This window comes from Sulfuricaulis sp. (assembly GCF_024653915.1).
Lineage (GTDB): Bacteria > Pseudomonadota > Gammaproteobacteria > Acidiferrobacterales > Sulfurifustaceae > Sulfuricaulis.
This window is the reverse complement of sequence record NZ_JANLGY010000016.1, coordinates 59,147-82,354: the sequence shown is the minus strand read 5'-3', so window position 1 is coordinate 82,354 and position 23,208 is coordinate 59,147. Positions and strand designations below refer to the sequence as shown.

16 protein-coding genes and 2 pseudogenes are annotated in these 23,208 nt (G+C 55.9%); 13 read left to right on the top strand and 5 right to left on the bottom strand.

Annotated features, from left to right (window positions below; translation table 11 throughout):
• Nucleotides 1-79: 79 nt before the first annotated feature.
• The 4 genes and pseudogenes from NUV55_RS13835 to NUV55_RS08875 form a co-directional block, all read right to left on the bottom strand.
• Nucleotides 80-411, bottom strand: a pseudogene (locus NUV55_RS13835) (type II toxin-antitoxin system PemK/MazF family toxin).
• The gene (locus NUV55_RS08885) at nucleotides 396-587 is read right to left on the bottom strand and encodes a DUF2281 domain-containing protein (RefSeq protein ID WP_296672177.1); all 192 of its coding nucleotides are present in this window, start codon (nucleotides 585-587) and stop codon (nucleotides 396-398) included. Before NUV55_RS08885 ends, NUV55_RS13835 begins: the two are co-directional and overlap by 16 nt.
• A gap of 222 nt (nucleotides 588-809) precedes the next feature.
• Complete coding sequence (locus NUV55_RS08880) at nucleotides 810-1,508, bottom strand: polysaccharide biosynthesis/export family protein (RefSeq protein ID WP_296672175.1); 699 nt, start codon at nucleotides 1,506-1,508, stop codon at nucleotides 810-812.
• 47 nt (nucleotides 1,509-1,555) lie between these two features.
• A complete protein-coding gene (locus NUV55_RS08875) occupies nucleotides 1,556-2,089 on the bottom strand; it encodes a JDVT-CTERM system glutamic-type intramembrane protease (protein ID WP_296672174.1) in 534 nt (177 codons plus the stop codon).
• A gap of 794 nt (nucleotides 2,090-2,883) precedes the next feature.
• Between NUV55_RS08875 and NUV55_RS08870 the strand changes: the two genes are divergently transcribed.
• The 7 genes and pseudogenes from NUV55_RS08870 to NUV55_RS08840 all read left to right on the top strand — a co-directional run bounded on the left by NUV55_RS08870 (nucleotide 2,884) and on the right by NUV55_RS08840 (nucleotide 13,514).
• Nucleotides 2,884-4,224: an OmpP1/FadL family transporter gene (locus NUV55_RS08870; RefSeq protein ID WP_296672172.1), complete on the top strand. Its 1,341-nt coding sequence runs from the start codon at nucleotides 2,884-2,886 to the stop codon at nucleotides 4,222-4,224.
• A 46-nt stretch (nucleotides 4,225-4,270) separates the two neighbouring features.
• Nucleotides 4,271-5,800: an Ig-like domain-containing protein gene (locus tag NUV55_RS08865; RefSeq protein WP_296672170.1), complete on the top strand. Its 1,530-nt coding sequence runs from the start codon at nucleotides 4,271-4,273 to the stop codon at nucleotides 5,798-5,800.
• Between the two features lie 572 nt (nucleotides 5,801-6,372).
• Complete coding sequence (locus tag NUV55_RS08860; RefSeq protein ID WP_296672169.1) at nucleotides 6,373-10,407, top strand: S8 family serine peptidase; 4,035 nt, start codon at nucleotides 6,373-6,375, stop codon at nucleotides 10,405-10,407.
• A gap of 155 nt (nucleotides 10,408-10,562) precedes the next feature.
• Nucleotides 10,563-10,748 (top strand): annotated as a pseudogene (locus NUV55_RS08855) (DUF433 domain-containing protein); the annotation flags it as partial.
• On the top strand, nucleotides 10,745-10,993 hold the full coding sequence (locus NUV55_RS08850; RefSeq protein WP_296672168.1) for a type II toxin-antitoxin system HicA family toxin: 249 nt from the start codon (nucleotides 10,745-10,747) through the stop codon (nucleotides 10,991-10,993). The pseudogene NUV55_RS08855 and the gene NUV55_RS08850, both read left to right, overlap by 4 nt.
• Nucleotides 10,994-10,998: 5 nt before the next feature.
• Nucleotides 10,999-11,220 carry a type II toxin-antitoxin system HicB family antitoxin gene (locus NUV55_RS08845; protein ID WP_296672166.1) on the top strand — a complete coding sequence of 74 codons (222 nt, stop codon included), beginning with the start codon at nucleotides 10,999-11,001 and terminating at the stop codon, nucleotides 11,218-11,220.
• A 152-nt stretch (nucleotides 11,221-11,372) separates the two neighbouring features.
• Complete coding sequence (locus NUV55_RS08840) at nucleotides 11,373-13,514, top strand: tetratricopeptide repeat-containing sulfotransferase family protein (RefSeq protein WP_296672165.1); 2,142 nt, start codon at nucleotides 11,373-11,375, stop codon at nucleotides 13,512-13,514.
• A gap of 297 nt (nucleotides 13,515-13,811) precedes the next feature.
• On the opposite strand, the gene NUV55_RS08835 is transcribed toward NUV55_RS08840, so the two are convergent.
• On the bottom strand, nucleotides 13,812-15,005 hold the full coding sequence (locus tag NUV55_RS08835; protein ID WP_296672163.1) for a tetratricopeptide repeat protein: 1,194 nt from the start codon (nucleotides 15,003-15,005) through the stop codon (nucleotides 13,812-13,814).
• 1,064 nt (nucleotides 15,006-16,069) lie between these two features.
• Here NUV55_RS08835 and NUV55_RS08830 point away from each other — a divergent pair.
• The 6 genes from NUV55_RS08830 (at nucleotide 16,070) to NUV55_RS08805 (ending at nucleotide 23,182) form a co-directional block, all read left to right on the top strand.
• Entirely contained in the window at nucleotides 16,070-16,912 is an 843-nt protein-coding gene (locus tag NUV55_RS08830) for a VPLPA-CTERM sorting domain-containing protein (protein ID WP_296672161.1), read from the top strand.
• 311 nt (nucleotides 16,913-17,223) lie between these two features.
• Nucleotides 17,224-18,402: a VPLPA-CTERM sorting domain-containing protein gene (locus NUV55_RS08825; RefSeq protein WP_296672159.1), complete on the top strand. Its 1,179-nt coding sequence runs from the start codon at nucleotides 17,224-17,226 to the stop codon at nucleotides 18,400-18,402.
• A 376-nt stretch (nucleotides 18,403-18,778) separates the two neighbouring features.
• A complete protein-coding gene (locus tag NUV55_RS08820; RefSeq protein WP_296672157.1) occupies nucleotides 18,779-19,387 on the top strand; it encodes a hypothetical protein in 609 nt (202 codons plus the stop codon).
• 57 nt (nucleotides 19,388-19,444) lie between these two features.
• Complete coding sequence (locus NUV55_RS08815; protein WP_296672155.1) at nucleotides 19,445-19,993, top strand: VPLPA-CTERM sorting domain-containing protein; 549 nt, start codon at nucleotides 19,445-19,447, stop codon at nucleotides 19,991-19,993.
• Between the two features lie 236 nt (nucleotides 19,994-20,229).
• The gene (locus NUV55_RS08810) at nucleotides 20,230-22,245 is read left to right on the top strand and encodes a S8 family serine peptidase (protein WP_296672153.1); all 2,016 of its coding nucleotides are present in this window, start codon (nucleotides 20,230-20,232) and stop codon (nucleotides 22,243-22,245) included.
• Nucleotides 22,246-22,258: 13 nt separating this feature from the next.
• Nucleotides 22,259-23,182, top strand: coding sequence for a hypothetical protein (locus NUV55_RS08805; RefSeq protein ID WP_296672151.1), 924 nt, complete (start codon nucleotides 22,259-22,261; stop codon nucleotides 23,180-23,182).
• Nucleotides 23,183-23,208: the final 26 nt, after the last annotated feature.

Here is a 23,208-nt window from a genome sequence, read left to right as displayed (position 1 = left end):
ATCTCCTTCCCCGCTTGACGGGGGAAGGTTGGGATGGGGGTGAGCAGATAGCCCAATGGGATGGGTCCCTCGCGTCCGGCTAATCGCGAAGGATCTCAACGATTCTGTCAACCACTTGATCCAGGGTGGCGGGAGCGAGCCGGCCCACGCGATAGAGGACGATTTGGGAGTCGGCGGTAAAGAGGCGGTTGGGTCGAATGTGACTCGGCTGTTTCAGCCCGCCTTCGGCGAAATCCGCATCCGCAATCGCCATGGTATAGCTGTCCTTGACCGCTTGGCTCGTGATCTGGCAGAGAATGAGGTCACGCCGCGAAGGTTGGCCATGACGAGCGCCGGGCGGCGTTTGGCCTGACTGAGGTCCGAGAAGGGAAACGGAACAACCACCACATCGCCTTTTACAAATCGCGCCATGCCGCCTCTTCCTCAGACAACAACCAGTCTTTCTTCAGCGACGACTCGCTCGCGAGCGCGGTGTCCATCCGCGCGCGCGCGATCTTCGCCTTCAGAAAGCCCACGAAATCGTGGATCTCGTCGAGGAGGGGTTCGGGCATTTGTTCGATTTCTTGGATCAGTTGCTTGCGGTTCATGCGCATGTATCCTGTCAGGGCGAGACAATAGTTACAGAATATACCGATCTGGCCTGCATGCAAATCCGCCCAAGCAGTCAAATGACAGTCAAGGGGTCATCAGCCCGCGTAGCCGGGATTAGCCGTGCGGTAGTGGCGCAATTCGACGTTTGGTAATATTTCCCCGGATTCCCGTCCTGCGGGACTGCATCCGGTTATATGTGATGTCTTGCTAATCCCGGCTTACGGCACGACGACAATATCGCCGCCTTGCAGGATGATGTTCTGTTCCAGGTCTTCACCTTTCTCCACCCGCGAATATTTGAAATAAAATATTTTCTGCTCGCCGTTAACTCGACGGATAATCTTTATTTTGTTTACTGAGGCATAAGGATTCGGCCCACCCGCCATGCTGAGCGCCTGCATGACGTCAATGGTACGGTTAGAGACAAATTCGCCCGGCTTGTTTACTTTGCCGACGACATAAATCTTGTTGCCCTGGCTTTGCTTGACGCTGGCTGTGACAACCGAATCGGGGACATACTTGATCAGCTTGGCGGCAATATCCACTTGTATTTGCTCGATGGTTTTACCGGCAACAACGATATCGCCCGCGAGAGGGAAATTAATCCCGCCATCGGGGCGGACTGCAAACTCGCCCTGCAGATCTTTCTCTTTCCACACAGAAATGGCAAGAATATCGCCGGGCTGGATGATGTAGACATCACGGGGAGCAGCGACTTTTTCCTCGTTTACGGGTGTCGTGCCGGTATTGGATACAGGGACCGTGGCCGTATCCTTCATGTCCGCCGTAGCTGCTTCCGGCGCGGATGTCTTAGCGTCATTCGCATCCGATTCGGCGACGGCGGGCGGGGTAGTGCCGCAGGAAGCCAGGACCGCCACTATCAGAATGGACTGAAACAGTTTTTTGAGTCTCTGCATGGATCTGCTCGCTTTCTTCATGATCTGGGTTGAAATGCCGGTATATTTTAGCGCAAATCGGGCACCCAAGTCGCCACGAAACCGGCCAGGAACATGACATAAACAAGATTGGACAGGGCATGCGCCAACACCAGCAACGGCAGATCGCGTGTGCGCTGGTACAGCCAGCCGTAGAAAAGGGACGGCACGAGCACCAGCAGGGCGGTATACCAGTTATGGGTCAGCCCATGCAGGAGTGAAAACAGGACCGAGGCGACCAGATTTGCATGCCAGCCTTGTCCGATTTGCGTCATGAAGTAGGCGCGAAAAAACCATTCCTCGGGCAAGGCCGCCGTCAAAAGCGCGGAAAACGCAAAAGACATTTTCGACGGCTGCCAGAGCAGCAGCGCCATGCCGGCAATCAGCAAGCCGGCCCAAATCAGGCGATGTGACCGGGAGCGGGGCAGGGCCGGAATCTTCCAGCCGCGATCGAAGAACGGAAGAAACAACATCAGGCCGACCAGGACGTAATCACGCCCCGGATACGAAAAAACGGCGCCAACCACGAGGACAGCGCCGCAGATCCATGGGAAAACTCGCATGTTTAACTGTTCAACAAATCAACTCTGTGCTGGTTTTCCGTTCCGCAATGGCGATCAGCGTTGATAACGCAAACGTGACAGCGTGCCCTGCGTTTGGCGGTGGTGAGCGGGGGAGGTGCAGGGTTGGTCCACCCGGGATTTGGAGGTTATCAGGAACCCCCGTGACGGTCGATTCGTATCCTGCGGACGGTTTCTCCCGTCCCGGTCACGGCCGCGAGGTCATTCGCTAAATGCATGGTTTGTCAACCGCCATTCCTGCCGCCAACAATGGAGCCGGATTCATGGCACAGGCCGCAGCGCACAAATGCTGGCCGTTGGAGAAATGTATATTATAAAGCTGAATAAGACGATCAGGCACCATTGCAGGATAGCCGCCTGGCTGCATGTGTAAGAGTTTGCTTACAGATTTTTGATGTTGTCTTGGCAAAAAAATCCCCCGGAGGGAACACCATATATAAGCAGTATAACCAGCTTGACAATTATAAATTTCAAAGTGCACCATGTAGGTGAATTTAAGTCGCATGGGTAGGGGGTTTCACCAGGGATATGGCCATGAAGCCATATCTGCGAACGTAGGGAATTTTCTAATACTGATAACGATATTATCGTCATTAAAATAAGACGATGTCATTGGTATTATTCCGCTAACGTAATTTCCCCCATCAAGCGAAAAAATCTTTACAAGGACTTGTAGAGATTGTCCATTCTGAACATGGCAAGAGCCGCGTTACATAATGGAAAACAAGAACAGATTTACATGCGTGTATTTTTCTAGGATCAGGAGGAGAGTAATAATGAACGAAACGGCATCAGCCGCAAAAATGGTATGGCGGGCAACCTGTCTGGTATTGGCGGCAATGACGGTATCTATTCCCGCCCATGCTACTAACGGCATGTGGATGATCGGTTACGGCGCCAAGGCAACATCGCTTGGCGGCGCCGGCGTGGCGAATCCCGTGGACGGCATGGCCGCCGCCTACAACCCGGCGCTGATGACGGCAGTGGGGGAGGCGCGTATGGATTTGACAATCGAACTGTTCCGGCCGCCACGCAGGGTCAGCCATGAGAGTTCCGAGTTCCCGGCGGATTCTCGCAGTAAAGATGATTTCTATCCCATTCCCTCGCTTGGTGCCGTGCTCTCCTCCCCCGAGACGCCCTTCGCCATGGGCATGGCCGTCATCGGCGCCGGGGCGGGAACCAATTATCCGCAGAACTTCTTCAACAAGAGCGGCAATGCTTATGACCGTGTCGGTGTATTCGTGATGCAGATGCAGATGTTGCCGAGCATCGCTTACAGAATCGACGAGCATAATAGTCTTGGCGCGTCGCTTTCCATCGCCATGCAGACCTTCCGGGCCTTCGGCCTGGAGGATTTTGGCTCGCGCGGTTATTCGTCTGATAGATCGAAGCTTACCAACAACGGTTACGACTGGAGTTTTGGCTGGGGTTACCGGCTCGGTTGGCTTGGTACCTATTTGAATGAGAAATTCCATCTTGGTCTGGTATATGCCCCCCGGGTCGAGATGCAGAAATTCAACCGTTATACCGGGCTCTTTGCCAATCATGGCGAGTTCGACATCCCGGAGAGCTATGCGGTGGGCATGTCTTTGCAAATGACCCCAAAGACCAAGGTCGTCGCTGACATCCAGCGCATCATGTGGAATGACGTGGATTCCATCGGCAACCCCGGTCCTCTGGCGAATGACTCCGCGAAGTTCTTCCCCAGTTGTACGGGGGGGCTGAACGTCTCTGGAAACAGAGAGCTCTGCGGGACGGGCGGCGATCTCGGGCTCGGTTTCGGTTGGAGAAATCAGATCGTGTACAAAATTGGCGTCGAATACAAATATAACAAAGATTTGACGGTCCGCGGCGGGTTGAATTACGGCAAAACGCCGATCCAGAGAGATGAGGTATTGTTCAACATGCTCGCCCCGGCTACCACCGAGAAGCACGTCACCGCCGGATTCACCAAGGCGATGGACAAGGACAGTGACTTCACGTTCACTTTCATGCATGCCTTCAAGAACACCATTTGCGGGCCCACGGCATTCTCGCCTTACCCTTATGACCAGGAGAATGCCTGTATCGCCATGGCCGCGACGTCGCTCAGCTTTGCCTATGGCCTGCGCTTCTGATTCAGGCATGCTTTGAATTTACGAATGATTTTGGAGGAGTAATACAATGAAATTTTCCATGAAAAAAACGGTCTTCGCGGCGAGCCTGGGTCTGGCTTTTGGCGCAGCGGTACCGGTGGCCAATGCGGGGCTCACGCTGACATTCGTCAACGGCACTGCAGCGACCGCGATCGCTGGCAACTGCAGCGCTATTGCCTGGACTGCCGAAGCCGAATTCCGCATGTGTAACACGACTAATATTGCGCTCGGCGGTGGTTTCCCGTTGCACAAGGACACAATCATCGGCGGCGAAACCTTCAGCTTTGACGATACGAACGTGATGACCGCTGTCACCGGCACCCCGGGCAACCCCGGAGCCGCAAGCCATCCAGGCTCCGCGGCGCCGACTGCCGGCACGAACGATTCGTGGCAACAGCCAGCCGGCTTCTTCGGGTCGGACTTTAACTTCCTGGCCCCGGTATCCGGTTCTCTGGCAGGTACGGCTTACAGCACCGCCAGGTATATTGGCGGCACCCCGACGAATGGCACCCAGGTTCCGTTCATCAAAGCGCCGGTGCTGGAAGCGCAGTGGGCTGGCACCTGGTTCCCGCTGGGTCAGGCGAGCGGCGGCATCACCTTCTACGCCAACATCACCAACGCCGTGACCGTGGGCAATACCACCACGTTCGACTTCGAGATGTTCGCGAACGAGGTGATTGACGTTTCCGAAGATCCGGGTAGTGCCGGCTTCGCGGGTTGGACCGCCCAGTGGCATATGCAGGGTAGCGGTGTTTATACGGTTCCCGCGAACCCCAGCGTGGCCAATACCAGCCCAGCCCATGCGGCAACTGGTGTAGGCACTAATATCATTAAATATCAAGTCGCTTTTAGCAGACCGATGGATACCTCCACAGTTGTCTTCGGGTCTATCAGTATAGGAGGAGTAACGGTTGGACCACCGACAGCGAGCAACAACGATACTATATTCAGTTTCCCGATAACTTCCGGTGCTCTCACGGGTTCCACGACCTACACGGTCACATTCAACTCCGGCCCCGAGGATGTGGCGGGCAATGACATAACACTGCCCGCGGACAAGACTTTTATCACTGCAGCAGGCGCGGATAATACAGCACCAACAATTAGCACCCAATCCCCCTCTGATGGCGCCACGGGTGTATCCGTATCTACGACGATTGCAGTTACGTTTAGTGAGCCAATGTTGCTCACCGCCGCGAATTCAATCACGGTTGTGAAGACCTCGGACAGTTCTTCGGTGAGCGGTACTGTCGCGACCACCGACAACACGACCTTTACGTTCACACCATCATCACCCCTTACGAATGATACGCAATACACGGTGACAGTGGCTGCGGCGACGGCCCTGGATTCGTCGGGAATAAATGCACTGGCAGCGGATGCGACATGGTCGTTTACCACAGTGGCGCTAACAACATCTACACTCGTCCCGCTTAAAACCGACCCGCTCGGCAGCGGCTGCGCCATCAACCCGCGCGCCAAGTTCGACCCAACCTTGCTGGCCATGTTGCTCGGCAGTTTCGGCTGGTTGGCCTGGCGCCGCCGTCGCAATCACTGAAACCGTAATTGCTCGATAGTCTGAACCCCGCCCCTCTTTAAGAAAGAGGACGGGGTTTTTCTTTTTTAACCGGGCGAAGAACGCGTTTGCAATGAGCGCGGTCTTTTATCCGCTATCGAGTCGCGAAATGTACTTTTACATTGACCGCGCTATCCCACCCTCCATCAGTAAATCCTAATACACTAGTTCAGAACCTGCGCACTGCTTCGGCGTTCAAGTAACAGCAATCGCGGATAATTCCACGTGCCACTCAACGTTATGTCCTTGCACCGTTCCGGTGCATCGCCGTTCGCTTGACAATTATCACTCCCGGTGAAATTCTGTCCAGCGCTTGTCTCACCATGAATCCTCACTATCGAGGTTAAGAAGAAAGCAAGAAAAGTTAACGCCACAAAAATCAAAAAGTGGCCAAGAGTCATCCCAATAAAAAAATCGCTGGGATCGCTCCTGGACAAAGGAGGAGGCTATGACATCACCCGCCACCGGGCTAGGCAAGCCCCGCGCCGGCATGACGCATTAATCAAACTGTCCTTAGCGCGGAGGAATGCACCGGAGGAATCAAGGAGATTATTATGAAAAATAAACTTCGCATTATTGCCATTGTCATCGCACTGGCCATAAATCTAGTCGCGGTCAGCAGCACCACGGCCCAACCCCTGGACGATGCCGCTCGGGCAAAAATCCTCCAGCCCGCACTCTTCGACCGGTTGGACCGCGGCGAGCCGACGGTCGATGTCATCGTGCTTCTGAGCGGACATAAAAACTACGTCGGCAAGATCAACGCCGACAAACCAGCGGAAATGCAGGCGCTGCACGCGCAGATTCATCAAAACCAAAACGCGGTCCTGGGAAAGCTCAACCGCGCCCACTTCACCTCCAAGCACGTCTTCGACAACATCAACGGCTTTGCCGGCAGAGTCAGCCGCGCCGGCCTCGAGGCGCTCGCGGCCATGCCCGAGGTTGAGTTCATCGAAGAAGATCAGATCGTCACGGCCCAGTTGGCCCAGGGTATTCCGCTGATGAACGGCTCTGGAACCCGGTCGACCTACAACGGTTCCGGCGTATCGATTGCCATCGTCGACACCGGCATCGACTACACGCACCCCATGCTCGGCGGCGCTGCCTTCCCCAACACCAAGGTGATCGGAGGTTATGACTTCGGCGACAACGACGCCGATCCGAGTGACTGCCATGGGCACGGCACCTCCGTCGCCGGGATCGCCGCCGGCGCCCTGGCAACGTTTGGTGACTATATCGGCGGCGTGGCCTACAACGCGAAACTCTACGCCCTGAAGATCGTTGCCGGCTGCGCAGGTTCGTCGAGCGATTCGATCATCGCCGCCGCTTGGGACTGGGCCGTCACCCATAAGAACGACAACCCCGTCAACCCGATCCTGATTATCAACACCAGTTTTGGCGGTGGTTCGTACACCGCAGCTTGCGATGTCTCGAAGCCCTCGCTGGCGGCCGCGGCCAACAACGCCGCCGCCAATGGCATCACGCTTTTTTCCGCGGCCGGGAACGACGGGTTCACGAACGCCCTCAGCGCGCCGGCCTGCGTATCGAATTCACTTTCCGTGGGCGCCGTGTACGATGCGAATATTGGTTCCGGCAACTGGAGTGTCTGCACCGATCCGGTAACAGCGCCTGATCAGGTGACCTGTTATTCCAACAGCGCCAACTTCCTGGATATCCTGGCGCCGAGCAACAGTGCCTACACCACGTATCTCTACCAAGCGTATCTGCCATCTTTCGGCGGCACCTCGGCCGCCTCGCCCTACGCGGCCGGCGCCGGGGCGGTCTTACAGAGCTACGCCAAAGCCACGACCGGACTATTTTTCAGCAAGACGGAACTCACGCGGCGTCTGGTGAACGACGGAGATCCCATCACCGATCCGAAGAGCGGGATCACAAAACCGCGCGTGAATATCGGCGCGGCCATGGAAGGACGGATGATAACAATTTCTCCGTATGCATATGATTTTGGCAATGTTGTTGCGGGGAGTTCCGCTTCGCAAACTTTCTCAGTTTCTAATAGAGGGGCGGTAAACCTGTCCCTAGGCACGATTACCTCAGCTGGCTCCTATGCATTTGTAAAAAGTGTCGACAATTGCTCTAACCACGTCATCGCGCCGTCTGGCAGTTGCACCATACAGGTATCATTTTCTCCGACTTCGCTGGGGCTACTAGGTACAAACGTAAACATTCCCTCAAGCGATCCTCAGATCCCCGTATTAGACCTGCCGCTCAGCGGTACGGGAGTCGATACACAACTCACTGTAAACAAAGCGGGCACGGGAGCGGGAACCGTGACCAGCGCTGGAATAAACTGTCGTGCTCTCTGCACGGCGTCCTATGCGCTGGGCACGGTAGTAACCCTGACGGCCACGCCGGATCCCGGTTCATCCTTTAGCGGATGGTCCGGGGCGGGGTGCAGCGGAACGGGTACGTGCACGATTACGATGAATGCGAATACAACGGTAACGGCAAGCTACACTGCTGCTGTACCCACTGCACCCTCGGGTCTCACGGCTACCGCGGTTTCCGCGACTCGGATCAATCTTTCCTGGGTGGACAATTCCAACAACGAGACCCGGTTTGCGATTGAAAGGAAGACCGGCGCCGGGGGCACTTACGTACAGATCGCCGCCGTCGGCGCGAATGTGACGAGCTACGCGAGTATGGAGTTACTGCAGAACACGAATTACTACTATCGGGTGCGAGCGTACAACGCCGGTGCGCCCTCGCTCTATACAAACGCGGCTAACGCGACAACGTTACTTCCTTCACAAGCGGTCCTCTCACAAATCAAGCCAGGATATGCTCATACCGTAGCCTTGAAATCAGACGGGACCTTGTGGGCGTGGGGGCAGAACAATTACGGTCAATTAGGCGACGGCACCACTGTCAGAAAGTACGCGCCTGTACGGATAGGATTTGAAAATACATGGGCCTCGATCGCCGCGGGAGGGGGTTTTCATAACGTCGCCCTGAAGTCAGATGGAACCTTGTGGGCGTGGGGGCAGAACAATTACGGTCAATTAGGCGACGGCACAAATGTTGATAAGAACGCCCCTGTCCAGATCGGCACCGGGAATACTTGGGTGTCGATTGGGGTTGGAACACTTCATACCATGGCCCTGAAGTCGGATGGGACCTTGTGGGCGTGGGGGAATAACGCTGAAGGCCAATTAGGCGACGGCACCAAAACCGATAAGAACACCCCTGTCCAGATTGGAACCGGGAATACCTGGGTCTCGATTGCGGTAGGATATTATTACACCGTGGCCCTGAAGTCGGACGGGACGATATGGGCTTGGGGAAATAGTGCTGGTGGCGCGTTAGGCGAGGGCGACCCTTCCTATGTCGACAAGAACGCCCCTGTCCAGGTCGGAGCAGGAGCGAACACATGGGTTTCAATTGCAGCGGGAAACGGCCACACCGTGGCCCTGAAGTCGGACGGGGCTCTATGGGGGTGGGGGATTTTTTTCTTAGATAACGGCAGCTTCGAAGTTAAGAACACCCCGGTCCAGATCGGAACAGGGAATACCTGGGCCTCGGTTGCGGCAGGAGCAAACTTCACTGTAGCCCTGAAGTCGGATGGGACCTTGTGGGCATGGGGGTATAACAATGCAGGCCAGTTGGGTGACGGCACCACCGTAATTAAGTCCACCCCTGTTCAGATAGGATTTGAGAATACTTGGGCTTCGGTTGCGGCAGGAGGTGCGCACACCGAAGCTCTGAAGTCGGACAGCACCTTGTGGGCGTGGGGGTGGAACACTGTTGGTCAATTAGGCGACGGTACCAACGTGGATAAAACTACACCGGTACAAGTGACCCTACCCCCAACCATCAACTACCGTACCTTGTCCGGAATGGTAACTCGCGTATCCACTGGTCAGCCTGTTTCAGGAGCGGCCATCAGCATTAATTTCGGCGCTGTTCCGGGAGTAACTACCGACTCCAACGGCTACTACACAGTACCCTGGTTGCAGGACGGCGATTATTACATCCAAGTGAGTAGGGTCGGGTACCAAAGCCAGGGTGCCCCCATCAGTATTAATGGCGCCAACGTTACTCGGAACTTCTCATTGACCTTCGTTGGCTATACCTTGTCCGGCACGGTAACTAACCCCGTCACCGGCCTCGGCGTGAGCGCCACGGTCTCGCTTAACTTTGGATGGAAAACCGCCACGACCAATCAGAACGGGGGCTATGCTTTTGCCGGACTGGATGGTACCGATTATTATCTCCGCATCATTAAAACAGGTTATTACACCTATACCGCTTTCCCTCGGATCAATGGCGCGAACCTCCTTTTCGATATCACCTTGTTTCCGATCGGCCCCTATACCATGTCCGGCCGCGTCACCGCCGCGGCCACCGGTTTGCCTTTATCCGGGGTTTCCATCAAGGAATATGCCTGTAATACCAGCCCACCTCAGTACCGCACCACGGATGCGAACGGCAATTATTCCATCAGCGGTCTTAATAATGATTGCTACTATGTCGTCGCGATAAAATCCGGCTATAACAACGCCTCGGCCTTCCCGACCATCAACGGCAGCAACATCACGGTGAACTTCAGCATGACAGCGAATCCGTAAAGGACGACAGGATCGAAAACCCCAAGCTAGCTTCTTTGGTCATGATCTTGAATGCAGCTTTACGGAATGATTGGCAAACGCCGGACGACGACATATACTTTTCCGGATTAATCCAGTCAATAGTCGGAGTCCGTCGTGCTTGACCGCATCACCATGATGGGCGCGCCTGTATTCGTGGAATGCGGGTCCCTGTATCGGTTATCGTGAACCAGATTGCCCATGGCGCGGCATTCGACGAGATTCTGGAGGGCTATCCCGACCTCAGCCGCGAGGATATCCAGCGGGCCGTTGAATGGGCGGCCTGGCTCACGGAAGAGCATGGCCGCGCCTCCCCTGAATGAATCGTGAACGTTTGCTCCAGCGATTGGCACAGGGCGCCTCACAGAATGTGCCATTTCGCGACATGGTCAAACTGGTGGAGGGTTTCGGCTTTCGGCTGCAGCGCACTAGCGGCAGTCATCACGTGTTTATCCATCCCAAAGTGCCGGAAATCGTCAATTTGCAAGATGTTCGAGGAGAAGCAAAGCCGTATCAAATACGACAATTTCTGCGACTGGTCGAACGCTACAGTTTGAGGCTAGACTAATAGCCATGAAGGACTATCACATCAACATTTTTTACAGCGAAGAAGACGGCGGTTTCATTGCCGATATTCCAGACCTCGATGCCTGCTCCGCCTTTGGGGCCACGCCCGAGGAAGCTTTGCGGGAAGTCGAACGCGCGAAAGCGGCATGGATCGAGACGGCAAAACAGACCGGCAAACCAATACCCCCACCGCGCTATCGACCTGTTATTTATCAAGTTGGCCATTGATAAAAATGTCGGAAAAAACCGGGTCAGTAATATTCCCGGCTGGTAGAGTATCTCCTAAGTTAAAGGCCTGCCCGTGTCTTGCTCGCTTTTCATTGTTAGACAGGGCGCTCAAAATATAGATACTGGAATAATACTTTCTGCCCCGATTTTCCATGCCCGCGCACAACGTATTGACGCAGTCGAAGAAAAAAAGAGCCCTGGATCTCGCGCGCAGTAACCGGCTCGGCGAGGCGAGGGCGCTTTATGCCGAGGTCTGCACCAAGGACCGGTCCGACGCCGAGGCGTGGTTCATGCTGGGCGCCATCTGTGGGCAAATGGGCCTCTTCGATGAAGCGGAGCAGGCATTGCGCCAGGCCATCTCCCTGCGGCCGAGCGCCGAGGCCCATGACAACCTCGGGATGGTGATGCAAGCCAAGGGAAAATTTGGCGAGGCGGTCGAGAGTCACCGGCAGGCGCTGAGATTGCGCCCGGACTTCGCGCGGGCCTGTTTCAATCTGGGCCATGCCTATCGTGAGATGAGCGATTTCGCGTCAGCGGCCGAGAATTTCCGCCAGGCAAGCCGGCTGCAGCCCGATTATTTCGAGGCCCATGCCAATCTCGGCGCGGCCCTGTTGCAACTGCAGCGCTTCGAGGAGGCGTTGCCCTGCTTCGAGGAGGCCGCGCGCCTCAACCCCGGCAATGCTGAAATTCACCGCACCCTGGGAAACCTGTATCGGCAGCTTGGCCGTGGCGAGCAGGCCGTGATTGCATTGCGACGCGCCACGCAGCTTCAGCCACAGGAGATTCAGGGTTGGACCATGCTGGGCAACATCCTGCTGGAGCAGGGGAATTATCGCGAGGCGCTGGCCGCCTACCAGCTTGCTCAAAGGTTATCGCCGGATGACCCCGAGATTCTGAACAAAACCGGGCACCTGCATCAATACATGGGCAACCTCGAGGAGGCGCTCGATTGTTTCCGCCAGGCGCTGAAGCGCAATCCCCGGCTTATTGAGGCAATTGCTCATCTCGGCAATACACTTGCCACGCTAACCCGATTCGACGAAGCCCGGCAATGCCTCGAATCCTCGCTGCGGGATAATCCCGGTGAGCCGCGTTTGCTGGGTGTTCTGGCGAATGTTTATGAGAAACTTGGTGAACCGGAAAAGGCGCATGAGGTGCTGCGCCCGCTGGTTGAGGCCCGGGTGCGCGAACCGACCGCGGCGGTTGTATTCGGGAATATCAGCAAGCACGTGGATCGCCGGGACGAGGCGATACAGTATATCGAGGAGTTGCTGCGGGATACGCAAATTTCATCGGCGGATCGCCAGCAAATGCATTTCGTTGCCGGCAAATTGTACGAAACCGGCAAAAAGTATGATGAGGCGTTTGAGCATTACAAGAAGGCGAACGAGGCCGTGAAGCAATCCTACGACCCCGCGAGTCAAGTCCGCCTGGTTGATGCGCTGATTTCGACCTATACCGCCGAATTCATGGCCGGCGCCCCGCGCGCCTCGATCGTTTCCGACCGTCCGGTATTCATCGTCGGCATGCCGCGTTCCGGAACCACGCTGGTGGAGCAGATTCTGGCCAGTCATCCGCAAGTGCATGGTGCAGGCGAGCTGATGTACCTGTTCGATCTTGCGGGAGAATTGCCCGGTATGCTGGGCACGAAGGAACTGCACCCGCATTGCATGAAACTGATCAATCAGCCTGCGCTCGACAAGCTGGCCCAAAGTTACCTCGGCCGGCTGACGACGATGTCGGCGGATGCCGCGCGCGTCACCGACAAGCTGCCGTCGAATTTCCTGTTGCTCGGACTGATCGAACTGCTGTTCCCGCAGGCCCGCATTATTCATTGCAGGCGCGATCCCTGCGACACTTGTTTGTCCTGCTATTTTCAGGATTTCGGCGCGCGCTATGCGTACAGCGCCGACCTGACGCATCTGGGATTGTATTACCGCGAATACCATCGTCTGATGCAGCATTGGAAAAAAACTATCCGGCTTCCGATGCTGGAAATCCGCTATGAGGAAATGGTGGACGATCAGGAAGCCTGGAGCCGCAAGCTGGTGGAATTTTGCGGGCCGCCCTGGGACGACCGCTGCCTGCGCTTTTACGAGTCCGGGCGCGCCGTCAACACCGCCAGTTACGATCAGGTGCGCCGGCCGATGTACAAGACCTCGGCCGGGCGCTGGCGGCGCTATGAGCGGCATCTGGGGCCGCTGCTGGCGGCGCTGGGGGATTTGGCAAAGACCGGGCTACAAGATGAGAGTGAAAAGCCGAACCACGATGCGGCCTTGCGCCCCTCGCCCTGACCCTATTGAGCTTTACGGAAATGATTGCCACATTTGCCGTACCCCCTCCCCCTAACCCCCTCCCGCGAGGCGAGGGGGGATGATCTTGAGATAGGTTTAACAGGCTGCTGAAAAAGTCTTTCCCTTCTCCCTCCGGGAGAAGGACAGGATGAGGGGGATATTAAAAACAAACGCTTACAAAATAAGATCGCCCTCACCCCGGCCCTCTCCCGCAGGGAGAGGAAGTTTTTCAGCAGCCTGTTAATGTTTGGCAGAGCGACCACGCGGTAAATAACATGCCGCCAGCGTACAGCCGGATCATTCAAGCCGGCGGAGCACATATACCGCGCCTTCGATCGGCTTTTTCAGTTCGGTGCGTATGACCGCCGGTTCCGCCACGAGGATCTCGAAGCCTGTGCTCGCGGCGAGTTCCTCGATATAGCGGGTGGAGTGGGCGTAGCGCCCGGTTGCCCGGAGCACCACCGGTCTGTCGCTGGAGGTCTCGACCGAAAACGCCAGCAAGCCCGCGGGCCGCAGACGTTGTTGCGCCAGCTCGAATACGTGTTTTACATCTCCAACATAAATAAAAACATCCGCGGCGATGATGATGTCGTAGCTTCGGGTATCGGCCGCGAGCAGGGGAGCGAAGTCACCCACCAGCAGATGGTCATAGACCTGACGGTTCCGGGCCTGTTCAATCATTCGCGGGGCAATGTCCATGCCCGTGAGATCGCGCGCCAGCGTTTTCAGCAGGCTGCCGCAGATGCCGGTGCCGCAGCCGATATCGAGAATATCCAGCGTTGCGGGCGCATCGCCGATGATTTGCCGGATATGCCGGTCCAGTGTCTCGGGAATCCTGTAACCCAGACCCTCGACGAGGTGTTGCTCGAAGCTCGACGCATGCGCATCGAACAGCTCCTTGACGTGCGATAACGCCAGCTCGTCCGCCGCGCGGTTGTTGGTGATGGCATTTTTAAAATAGTTAACCCTTGTTTGCAGCGACGGATCCAGGGTGGCGGCGCGGTCGAGGCTGCTCAGCGCCTCGCTGTTGTCGCCGAGCTCGGCATGGATTGTGCCAAGCGCGAACCAGGCCCAGGCATGATCGGGTTTGGCTGTAACGACATCTGCAAGCAGGGTCCGGGCTTCCTTGAATTTGCCGGTATCCTTGAGCACGAGGCCCATGCTGTATTTTGTTGCCACGCGGTCGGGTTCGAGCCGCAGGGCCGCGGCATAGCTGTCCGCCGCTTCCTGCGATTTGCCCTGCCGGGCCAGCGACATCCCCAGATTGTGGTAGATACCGGCGTTGCGGGGGTCGCAAGCCAGGGCCTTGCGGCAGTACTGCTCCGATTCGGCATGGTTTCCCATCTGGCCGGTGACGGCGCCAAGCTGCATCCATACCGCGGCATCGCGCGGATCCAGTCGGGCCGCCTGCTGGTACAACTCACGGGCCTGCGCGAATTGGTTCATGCGCAGATGTTGGATAGCGCGTTCTTTCAGCGCCTGAACTTTCATTTTTTTCGGTTTTCCGGCCATGCGAAGTTCTGACAGCCCGGGATTTTTAGGCCATGGGGTGGGGCGCTGTTTTATCACATTCTCGGCCGGCGATTGAGGGACAACCGGCGGGCCTGTACTCAGTGAAGGAATCTCTGATTAATTCGTCAATCCGGCCATGGGCTGCCGGCCCGTGAGCCGGGCGAGGCGGAGTTATCGTCAATGTCCAGTGGACATTGACGCCGCCGAGCGGGTGCAACGGGTTTTGTTGCACCCCAGGCAGCAACAGGAAAATCATATGCATATATTAACTGGCTACCGGCTTGCGCCGGTATGACGACAACCAAATTAATCAGACCTTTTTTAACAGGAATAACGGCGTAATCAGATTTTTTTCCTTAACAGGTTGCTGAAAAAGACAAAAAATTCCTCGAATCCGTCATTCCAGCGCAAGCCGGAATCCAGCATATTACTGATTTTGTTGGTTCTAATATCCTGGACCCCCGGTCCCGGCTTAGACCATGCCGGGCTGGTCCCCGCTGGGGTGACGATGCGTTTTTCAGCAATCTGTTAAGGGGAAGGAGAAAAAATTCGTTGCCTTCAGGCGGCTCACGGTTAGACTAACGCCTTAACTTATTGTTTTAATGAGATTATCATTCAATGAGCCGTCATTCATACTTTGCCTGCTTTCTGTCGAATATATTTACATTATTAAGTTTCATAAATCAGATAGTTACGTTAATTTTAATCTTGAATGCCGGGGAGAATAGTAAATCCAATCGAGAAAAAATCTATATGAATCAATAGATATATGCAGGAGCCGGCTCTGTTTTTAAGTCAGGGCCAGTTAGCGTGCTGCGGCGCATACATAAATGTCGGTACATTTTACATTCTATCTTTAAAATTCCAGAAATTATCGTAAAAAAACAGCATAACATCATGATAATAAATACGAAAAATTATATGGCACAGCGATTGCTTTATGGAAGCACAGTAACAATTTATGCCGTTGCAGATTTGTTGCTAACTGGGTCTCAAACGAAGTCTCTCTTTAATTAACTGGAGGAGTACAGATGAAGATTTCAATGAAAAAAACAGCCTTGGCGGCAACGCTGGGTCTGGCTTTTGGCGCGGCAGTACCGGCAGCCAACGCGGCACTCACGCTGACGTTCGTCGACGGCACTGCAGCGACCGCGATGACTGGCAACTGCAGCGCTATTGCCTGGACCGCCGGAAATGAATTCCGCATGTGTAATACGACTAATGTTGCGCTCGGCGGCGGTTTCCCGTTGCAGAAGGACACACTCGTCGGTGGCGAGTCTTACACTTTTAACGATGGTGGAGATATGACGGGTGTGAATACCAACACCCTCACGTTCCCCCTGGACAACAACCTGGCCATGGACAACCCTGGCGCCACCGGTTTCGCCGGCTCGGCTGCTCCAGGTGCTAATAGTAATGACTCGTGGCAACAGCCAGCCGTTTTCTTCGGGTCGGACTTTAACTTCCTGGCCCCGGTCGTCGGATCTCTGGCAGATACGGCCTACGGCAACGCCACCTATGTTGGCGGCGTCCCGACGAATGGTTCCATGACTTCGTTCATCTTCGCTCCGGTACTGGAAGCGCAGTGGGCCGGCACCTGGTTCCCGCTGGGTCAGGCGAGCGGCGGCATCACCTTCTACGCCAACATCACCAACGCCGTGACCGTGGGTACCATCACCACGTTCGACTTCGAGATGTTCGCGAACGAGGTGATTGACGTTTCCGAAGATCCGGGTAGTGCCGGCTTCGCGGGTTGGACCGCCCAGTGGCATCAGCAGGGAACAGGCGTGTACACCGCCGCAGTTCCGGTTCCGGCCGCTGTCTGGCTGTTCGGCTCCGGTCTGCTCGGCCTGGTGGGCATCGCCCGCCGCAAGAAGAAGGCCTAAGCAGTTAGTTTAGTTTGGGGAAGCGGGGCGGCGCCAGCCGCCCCGCCGAACCACGACAAATAAATCATCAGACAATGGTGTTTTCAAGCCAGAGCAGAACAAGAAAAATGTTCCAAAGGGGAATTAACATTCCCCTTTGTTTTTTGCTTCAACCGGGCGTTGAAACAAATCCGAAATTCATCTGGGCCCGTTATTCAGATGTATTCCGGATTTTATGCAATCGTTATGTATTGTTTTAGCTTGCCAGGTCTTTTAGGCAAACACGCAGCCCGTTAACGGGGTTCATCATTAAAATAGCGAAGGAGGAGCCTGTGGATAAAAAATTACTGGTTGTGGCGGTCGGGGTGGCGCTCAGTGGTTTCATGCAGACGGCTCTGGCGGAAACCTATAGCTACACGGGATCAAATACCTGGTTGCATACCGTTGATACGACCACCACCGGCGCGACCGGAACCATCACATTCAATGACTGGGGTTATACCGGCCCGACGGGTGTCGGGGTCAATGATTTTCAGGTGGGGTCCGGTTTTAATTCATCGAGCGTCGGCCAGGTACAGACGGTGACCACGGTTGCGCCGGACTGGCTCACGCCCGACCCGACCAGAAACGTGAAGCCGTACATCGGGTTCACGACCTATACGAACGCCAACATGGACGGGAACGTCAATTTTTACAAGATGGCCTACACGACGCCCACCAGCACGTTCAACAACATGCAGATTGACACGGCGGGGAACTACTACGTTCCCAAAGCCAATATGAGCTTCGGGTTTTACGACGATTTTCTCTACAACAATGGAATCACGGTGCAGAATGTAGATACCGATCTCAATTTCCAGCCCTACGCGATTTCCGACGCCAAGGGTTGGTGCGGTTCTGTCCTGACCTCCGACCCGAACTCGCTGGAGGTAATGGCGGGCCAGGTGACCTTCGATTTTGCTTTTGACGCCTATTTTACCGATAGCACTCCTGAGACGAGCTCCCCGGCCACGCAGATCGTGCCCGGTTTTGTCATGCGCAGTTATGGCGATTACTACGTGAATGTCACCAATGTTGGCAGCGGCTATAACATGAACTTCGAAGGGCATGCGGTTGGCAACAACACCAATCCCACCACGGTTGTGGCGGGCGTGGGCGGTTCGCTCGATTCCGCTTTCCAGAACAAGGTTTCATTCCTGGGGGCGGGGGTTGTGCCTCTGGGGGCATGGGTATTCAATCCTGGAACGCAAGACGTTACGGTGGCGGACGATCAGACTTATGTGCCGGGCACCCAGGCCGGTGACGTTCGTGAAACCGACGGAGCCACCTGGCATGCCAATGACTTTGCCGGCTTTGCCTTTCTGCTGCGCGCCGACGCCGGCCGGGTAGTTACCTATATCAACCCCGAGGGTTGGTCTGATTACACGGTGGTTCCGGTGCCGGCGGCGGTGTGGCTGTTTGGCTCGGGGCTGTTGGGCTTGGCGGGTTTGGCGCGGAGGAAGAAAAAGTAAACAGGTAGGCGGGTTAGGCGTTTTTTGCCGTAACCCGCCGGATGTGGAGTTTGTATAGGGCCAACTACATCCGGCGGAATACGCTGCGCTATTCCGCCCTACGTGACCTCTGAAAAGAATTTGGAGTTTGGAGGAAAGTTGCAGGAGAACCCGGATGGAACACAAAAATCCGGAGTAAAACCAAAAATGGATTCGGAGTTCGGAGGAGAAATTAATTAAAATTACTTGGGGAAAACTTTTAAATGACAGGGGGTATGAATATACCCTCTGCCGTTTTTTGTTCCGGTTCGACGGGTTTGGCGACTGAGCCGGAAGAAACAACGGGAGCGAATAAATATAAAATCAACAATTGTCAAACAGTGCGGAGAAATGAAACATGAAGATGACAGTCCCTAATTTGGTGCACGTTCATGGCAAGTCGTTCAGTTCGAAACTGGCATGTCTGTTGCTTGTCGCCGGACTTGTTGGCGCGGCCCCGGTGCTGGCTGAAACGCCGGATGGAATCACGCCTGCCAATGAGGGCGTGTGCGATGGATTGAAGACCAATGCAACGCCGGGCCTTTATGGACTATGTGTCGCCTACTGCGAGGCCCAGGACCTGGATATCGTTGGCGACAAGGAAACACCCAATAACAAGATTCTTGCCAACTACCGCAAAAAAATGCAGGCGGGCGATCCCGATATGCCCTGTTTCAAGGTGCCATGCCCCTGCTGGAGCGACGCGGAACTGGCCGCGATCACTAACCGTGCAACGGCGGTGCCGCCGGACTCCATTTCGTGCGCTTCTACCACGACCACGGCGCAGATTCGCAATACCACCAACTTGCAGTTCGCGACCGCTGATACCGGCCGCCAGCCGCCGCTTTGTCGCTTTACCGATACGATGGTGTCACCGCGGATATCAAGGCGATTTGAAATCACTGCCGTGGAAGCACAAAGTTGTTATGACCAGGTAAAGGCGGCATGCACGTCAATAGGAAAATAATCATTGCGCTAATGTGACCGGGTAAATATCCGCACGGAATTTGGAGGAGATTGAACAATGAATATCATCAAAAAATCAGGCTGTACGGTTTTGCTGGCTTTAGGCCTTCTTGGGTCGTCCGCCATAACGCATGCGGCGCTGGTCAACTATGAGCTGACGGGCACCGTGGATGGCTGGGCCGACACCCCCAACGACTTCGGCCTGAACATGGGGAGCACCATCTCCGCGACCGGTACATTCGATGACAGTATTTTGAGCGGCGGGACCGGTGTCGTAAGTTTTGGTTCCGGAAGCGGGAACAGCATGACATTGACTGTCGGCAGTTACACGTTTACGGCGGCCGACGATGTTAATCACCTGATCGGATATCCCGAATTGTCGCTGAACGGCGGTACCTTTGATGGGCTGAATCTCGCCATTGAGTTTGGATCCTTCGGTACATTTGACTCGCTGGATTTCTGGTTTGATGGCTTTGATGACGGCGGTAATCAGGTCTCGGGTACCTGGACCGGCTTCCAGATGACGCCGGTGCCGGTACCGGCGGCGGTGTGGCTGTTTGGATCCGGGCTGCTGGGTCTTGTGGGCCTGGCGCGTCGGAAGAAGTAATTACTGTAGGGCAGAATAGCGCAGCGTATTCCGCCGGATGTAGCTGAACGGCCCAACAAAATCCATTCGGCGGGTTACGGCAAAAAACGCCTAACCCGCCCTACGTGTTACGTGCGCAGATGTAGAACGAACTTGATGCCGCGTCCCTTCCGGCGGAAAATGCCGTGTAACCGGTTTTAAACAAAACATAATTATATTCACCCGGGTTTGTATCACGGGTGTTGACGGAGGAGGGAATGGCGCTCAAGGTTTCATGCCGGTTTTTCTGCGCCGCCGTTCTTGCCGCGGGCTTTGCGCTCGATGCCGTCGCCGACGCCCGCACTTCCCACGAAATCCAGCAGCGGGCGGAGCGCGCAGGACATGAGCCCGCCGCTGCCGCGCCGCTGGTGACTGTTATTGTCGAGGCTGATCCCGAGGCAACCTCTCCGGCGCTGATTGCGCGGCACGGCGGCGCCTTGCGCCATCGCTGGAACCGTTTGCATGAAGTTTCCCTTCCCGCCGGAAAATTGTCTGCGCTCATCCGCGCCCTGCCGGAGTCGGCGCTGGTGCGCCTGCCTTATCCGCATGAGCCCGCCGCCGTGACGGGACAGGGGGTGGCGCTCACCGGCGCGGCCGACATGCAGGCCCTCGGCCAGTCGGGCGCCGGCACGACCACCGGTGTTATTGACCTGTCATTCTCCAACTACACTAATTCCCAGGCCTCGGGCGATCTGCCGTCGAACCTCGTCATCACCGATTACACTGGCAGCGGCACCGGTGGCGGTAACCATGGCACCAACGTTGCCGAGATCGTGCACGAAATGGCGCCGGGGGCTGCATTGCGCCTGGCGAAGATCGGTTCCGAACCCCAGTTGTCGCAGGCGGTGGATGACATGATCGCGGCGGGGACGGATGTCATCGTGCATTCGGTGGCCTGGTTCAATGTCGCCTTTTACGACGGTACCGGCGCCCTGTGCGACATTACCGCGCGCGCCGAGGCGGCCGGGGTGCAATGGGTGAATGCCGCGGGCAATTACCGCAACACGCATTATCTTGGCACCTTCACGGACTCCAACGGTGATCTGCAGCATGAGTTCGCGGCCGGGCAGAATTACAACACCGTCAGCCTGACCGCGGGCAGCAAGGTTTCGATTTATCTGAACTGGGAGGCGTATCCGACTACGACCATTGACTACAACCTGGAGCTCTATAATGGTGTACCCGGTGCCGGCGGTGTTCTGGTCAAGTCATCGGAGAACAAGCAGTCGGGTACTGGCAGAAACTGGTACCCCTATCCCGATGAGGCAATCAGGGATTACGTGCCGGCCGTTACCGGCACCCATTACATCGTGGTGCGCAAGACCAGCGGCTCGACTGCCAATCGGCGTCTGACCCTGTTCACAACCGGCCCGGCATTGGGGTCCAAGACCACCGCCACCAGCCTGGCGCAGCCGGCCGATTGCGCTAATGTGCTGGCTACGGGCGCGACGAACCTCAGTGATGTTCCCGAAAGCTACAGTTCGGAAGGGCCGACCACGGATGGCCGCGCCAAGCCGGAAATCAGCGGCCCGGATGGTGTGCAAACGTCTTTATCGTCGGCATTCTATGGCACATCCGCCGCTGCACCGCATGTAGCTGGGGCGGTGACGCTGCTTCGAGCGCAGAATCCGTCCATGTCGCTGTCCCAGATTCGCTGGCTGCTGACCAGCACGGCGAAAGATGTGAATACCACTGGTTTCGATTACCGCACTGGCAACGGCCGCATCAGTCTGGATGCGGATGGTGATGGTTATAACCACGATACCGACAATTGCCCGCTGGTTTCCAATCCGACACAGACCGATCTCGATGGTGACGGATCGGGCGATGCCTGTGATGATGATATTGATGGTGATGGATTGACTAACGTGCAGGAAGTCGCGCTTGGGACCGATCCTTATAATTCCGACACCGATGGCGATGGTTTGACGGATAACGCCGAGGTGAATACATACGGCACGAATCCTCTGTTGGCCGATACCGATGGCGATGGTTTGTCTGACGGGGCGGAGATTGCCTATGGCACGAACCCAGCGGTTTCCAACAAGGGTGATCTGGCTCCGTCCGGCGTGCCGGACGGCCAGGTTAATGTGTCTGATCTGATGATGCTGATGCGTTTTGTGGGACAGTTACAGGTCCCGGCCGCGCAGGACTTGATTCTGGGCGACATGAATAATGATGGTGTGCTGGATGTGCGCGATGTGTTGCTGTTGCGGCGGCAATTGGGGTATTAAGAGGAGATTCGTTATGAATGTGACATGTATACGAAAATATGGAATTTCACTTGCCGGGATGTTGATCATGCTTGCCAGCCTGCCTGCCTGCACTGGCGTCAATACCTTTCCCACCATTGCGCGGGCGGGAGACACGGTGTCGGTGATGGTTGGCGGCTCGGAGAACGCGCGCAAGGAAACGATTGACGTCACCTTGACGGATGCCAGCAACCAAACTTGGGACCTGAAATCCATGGGGCTTGTGCGCTCTGTTTTTAATTTACGCACCGATGGCCGCGCGAATGGCATGCATTATTCGCCCTATGTTGATTCCAACATCTCCTGGTGGCTTGGACACGAACCGTTGCAGACGGTGCTGGTGGCCGATATTCCGGCGGGTGCCGCGGCCGGCATGGCATCTCTGACCATATCGCTGAATGCCACGGACAACAGCTCCGGGGTGGCCGACCCTTTTGCGGTGAACCTGGAAATTATGCCGGGCACGGGCAGCTCCAATCAGTTTTTGCGCCAGGACCTGTCGGGTCCGGGCGCCATCGTGGATTTCAGCAGGCTGGAGGCCGCGCCCTATGCCAAAATAAACTTTGGCGCCGGCGCGACTGAAATTGGGGCGGCCTCTCTGGTCGTGGATTTCAATGAGACAGTTCTTGCTCCGGGCGATATCAATGTCTACGCGCCGGAAGCGGTGATGCGCGATACGAGTGTGACGCCCGTTGCCTTCGGCAAATATCAGCGAATGGTTTACTGGCGTCAGGATGGACAGCGACTTTATGTGGATATCGTTGCCCCGCAAGGCATCATGCCGCGTTACTTGCAAGTGTTCGTAATACATCCTCGGGGCTTGACTGCTTCGCCAAACTTCCAGATCACGAGCGCATCTGTCTATGATGTGAACGGAAGTTTGCTCAGCATCCAGCCAAGTCTGGTGTATTTCCCGTAGATGCTGTTCGGCGCTGGAAACCTGGA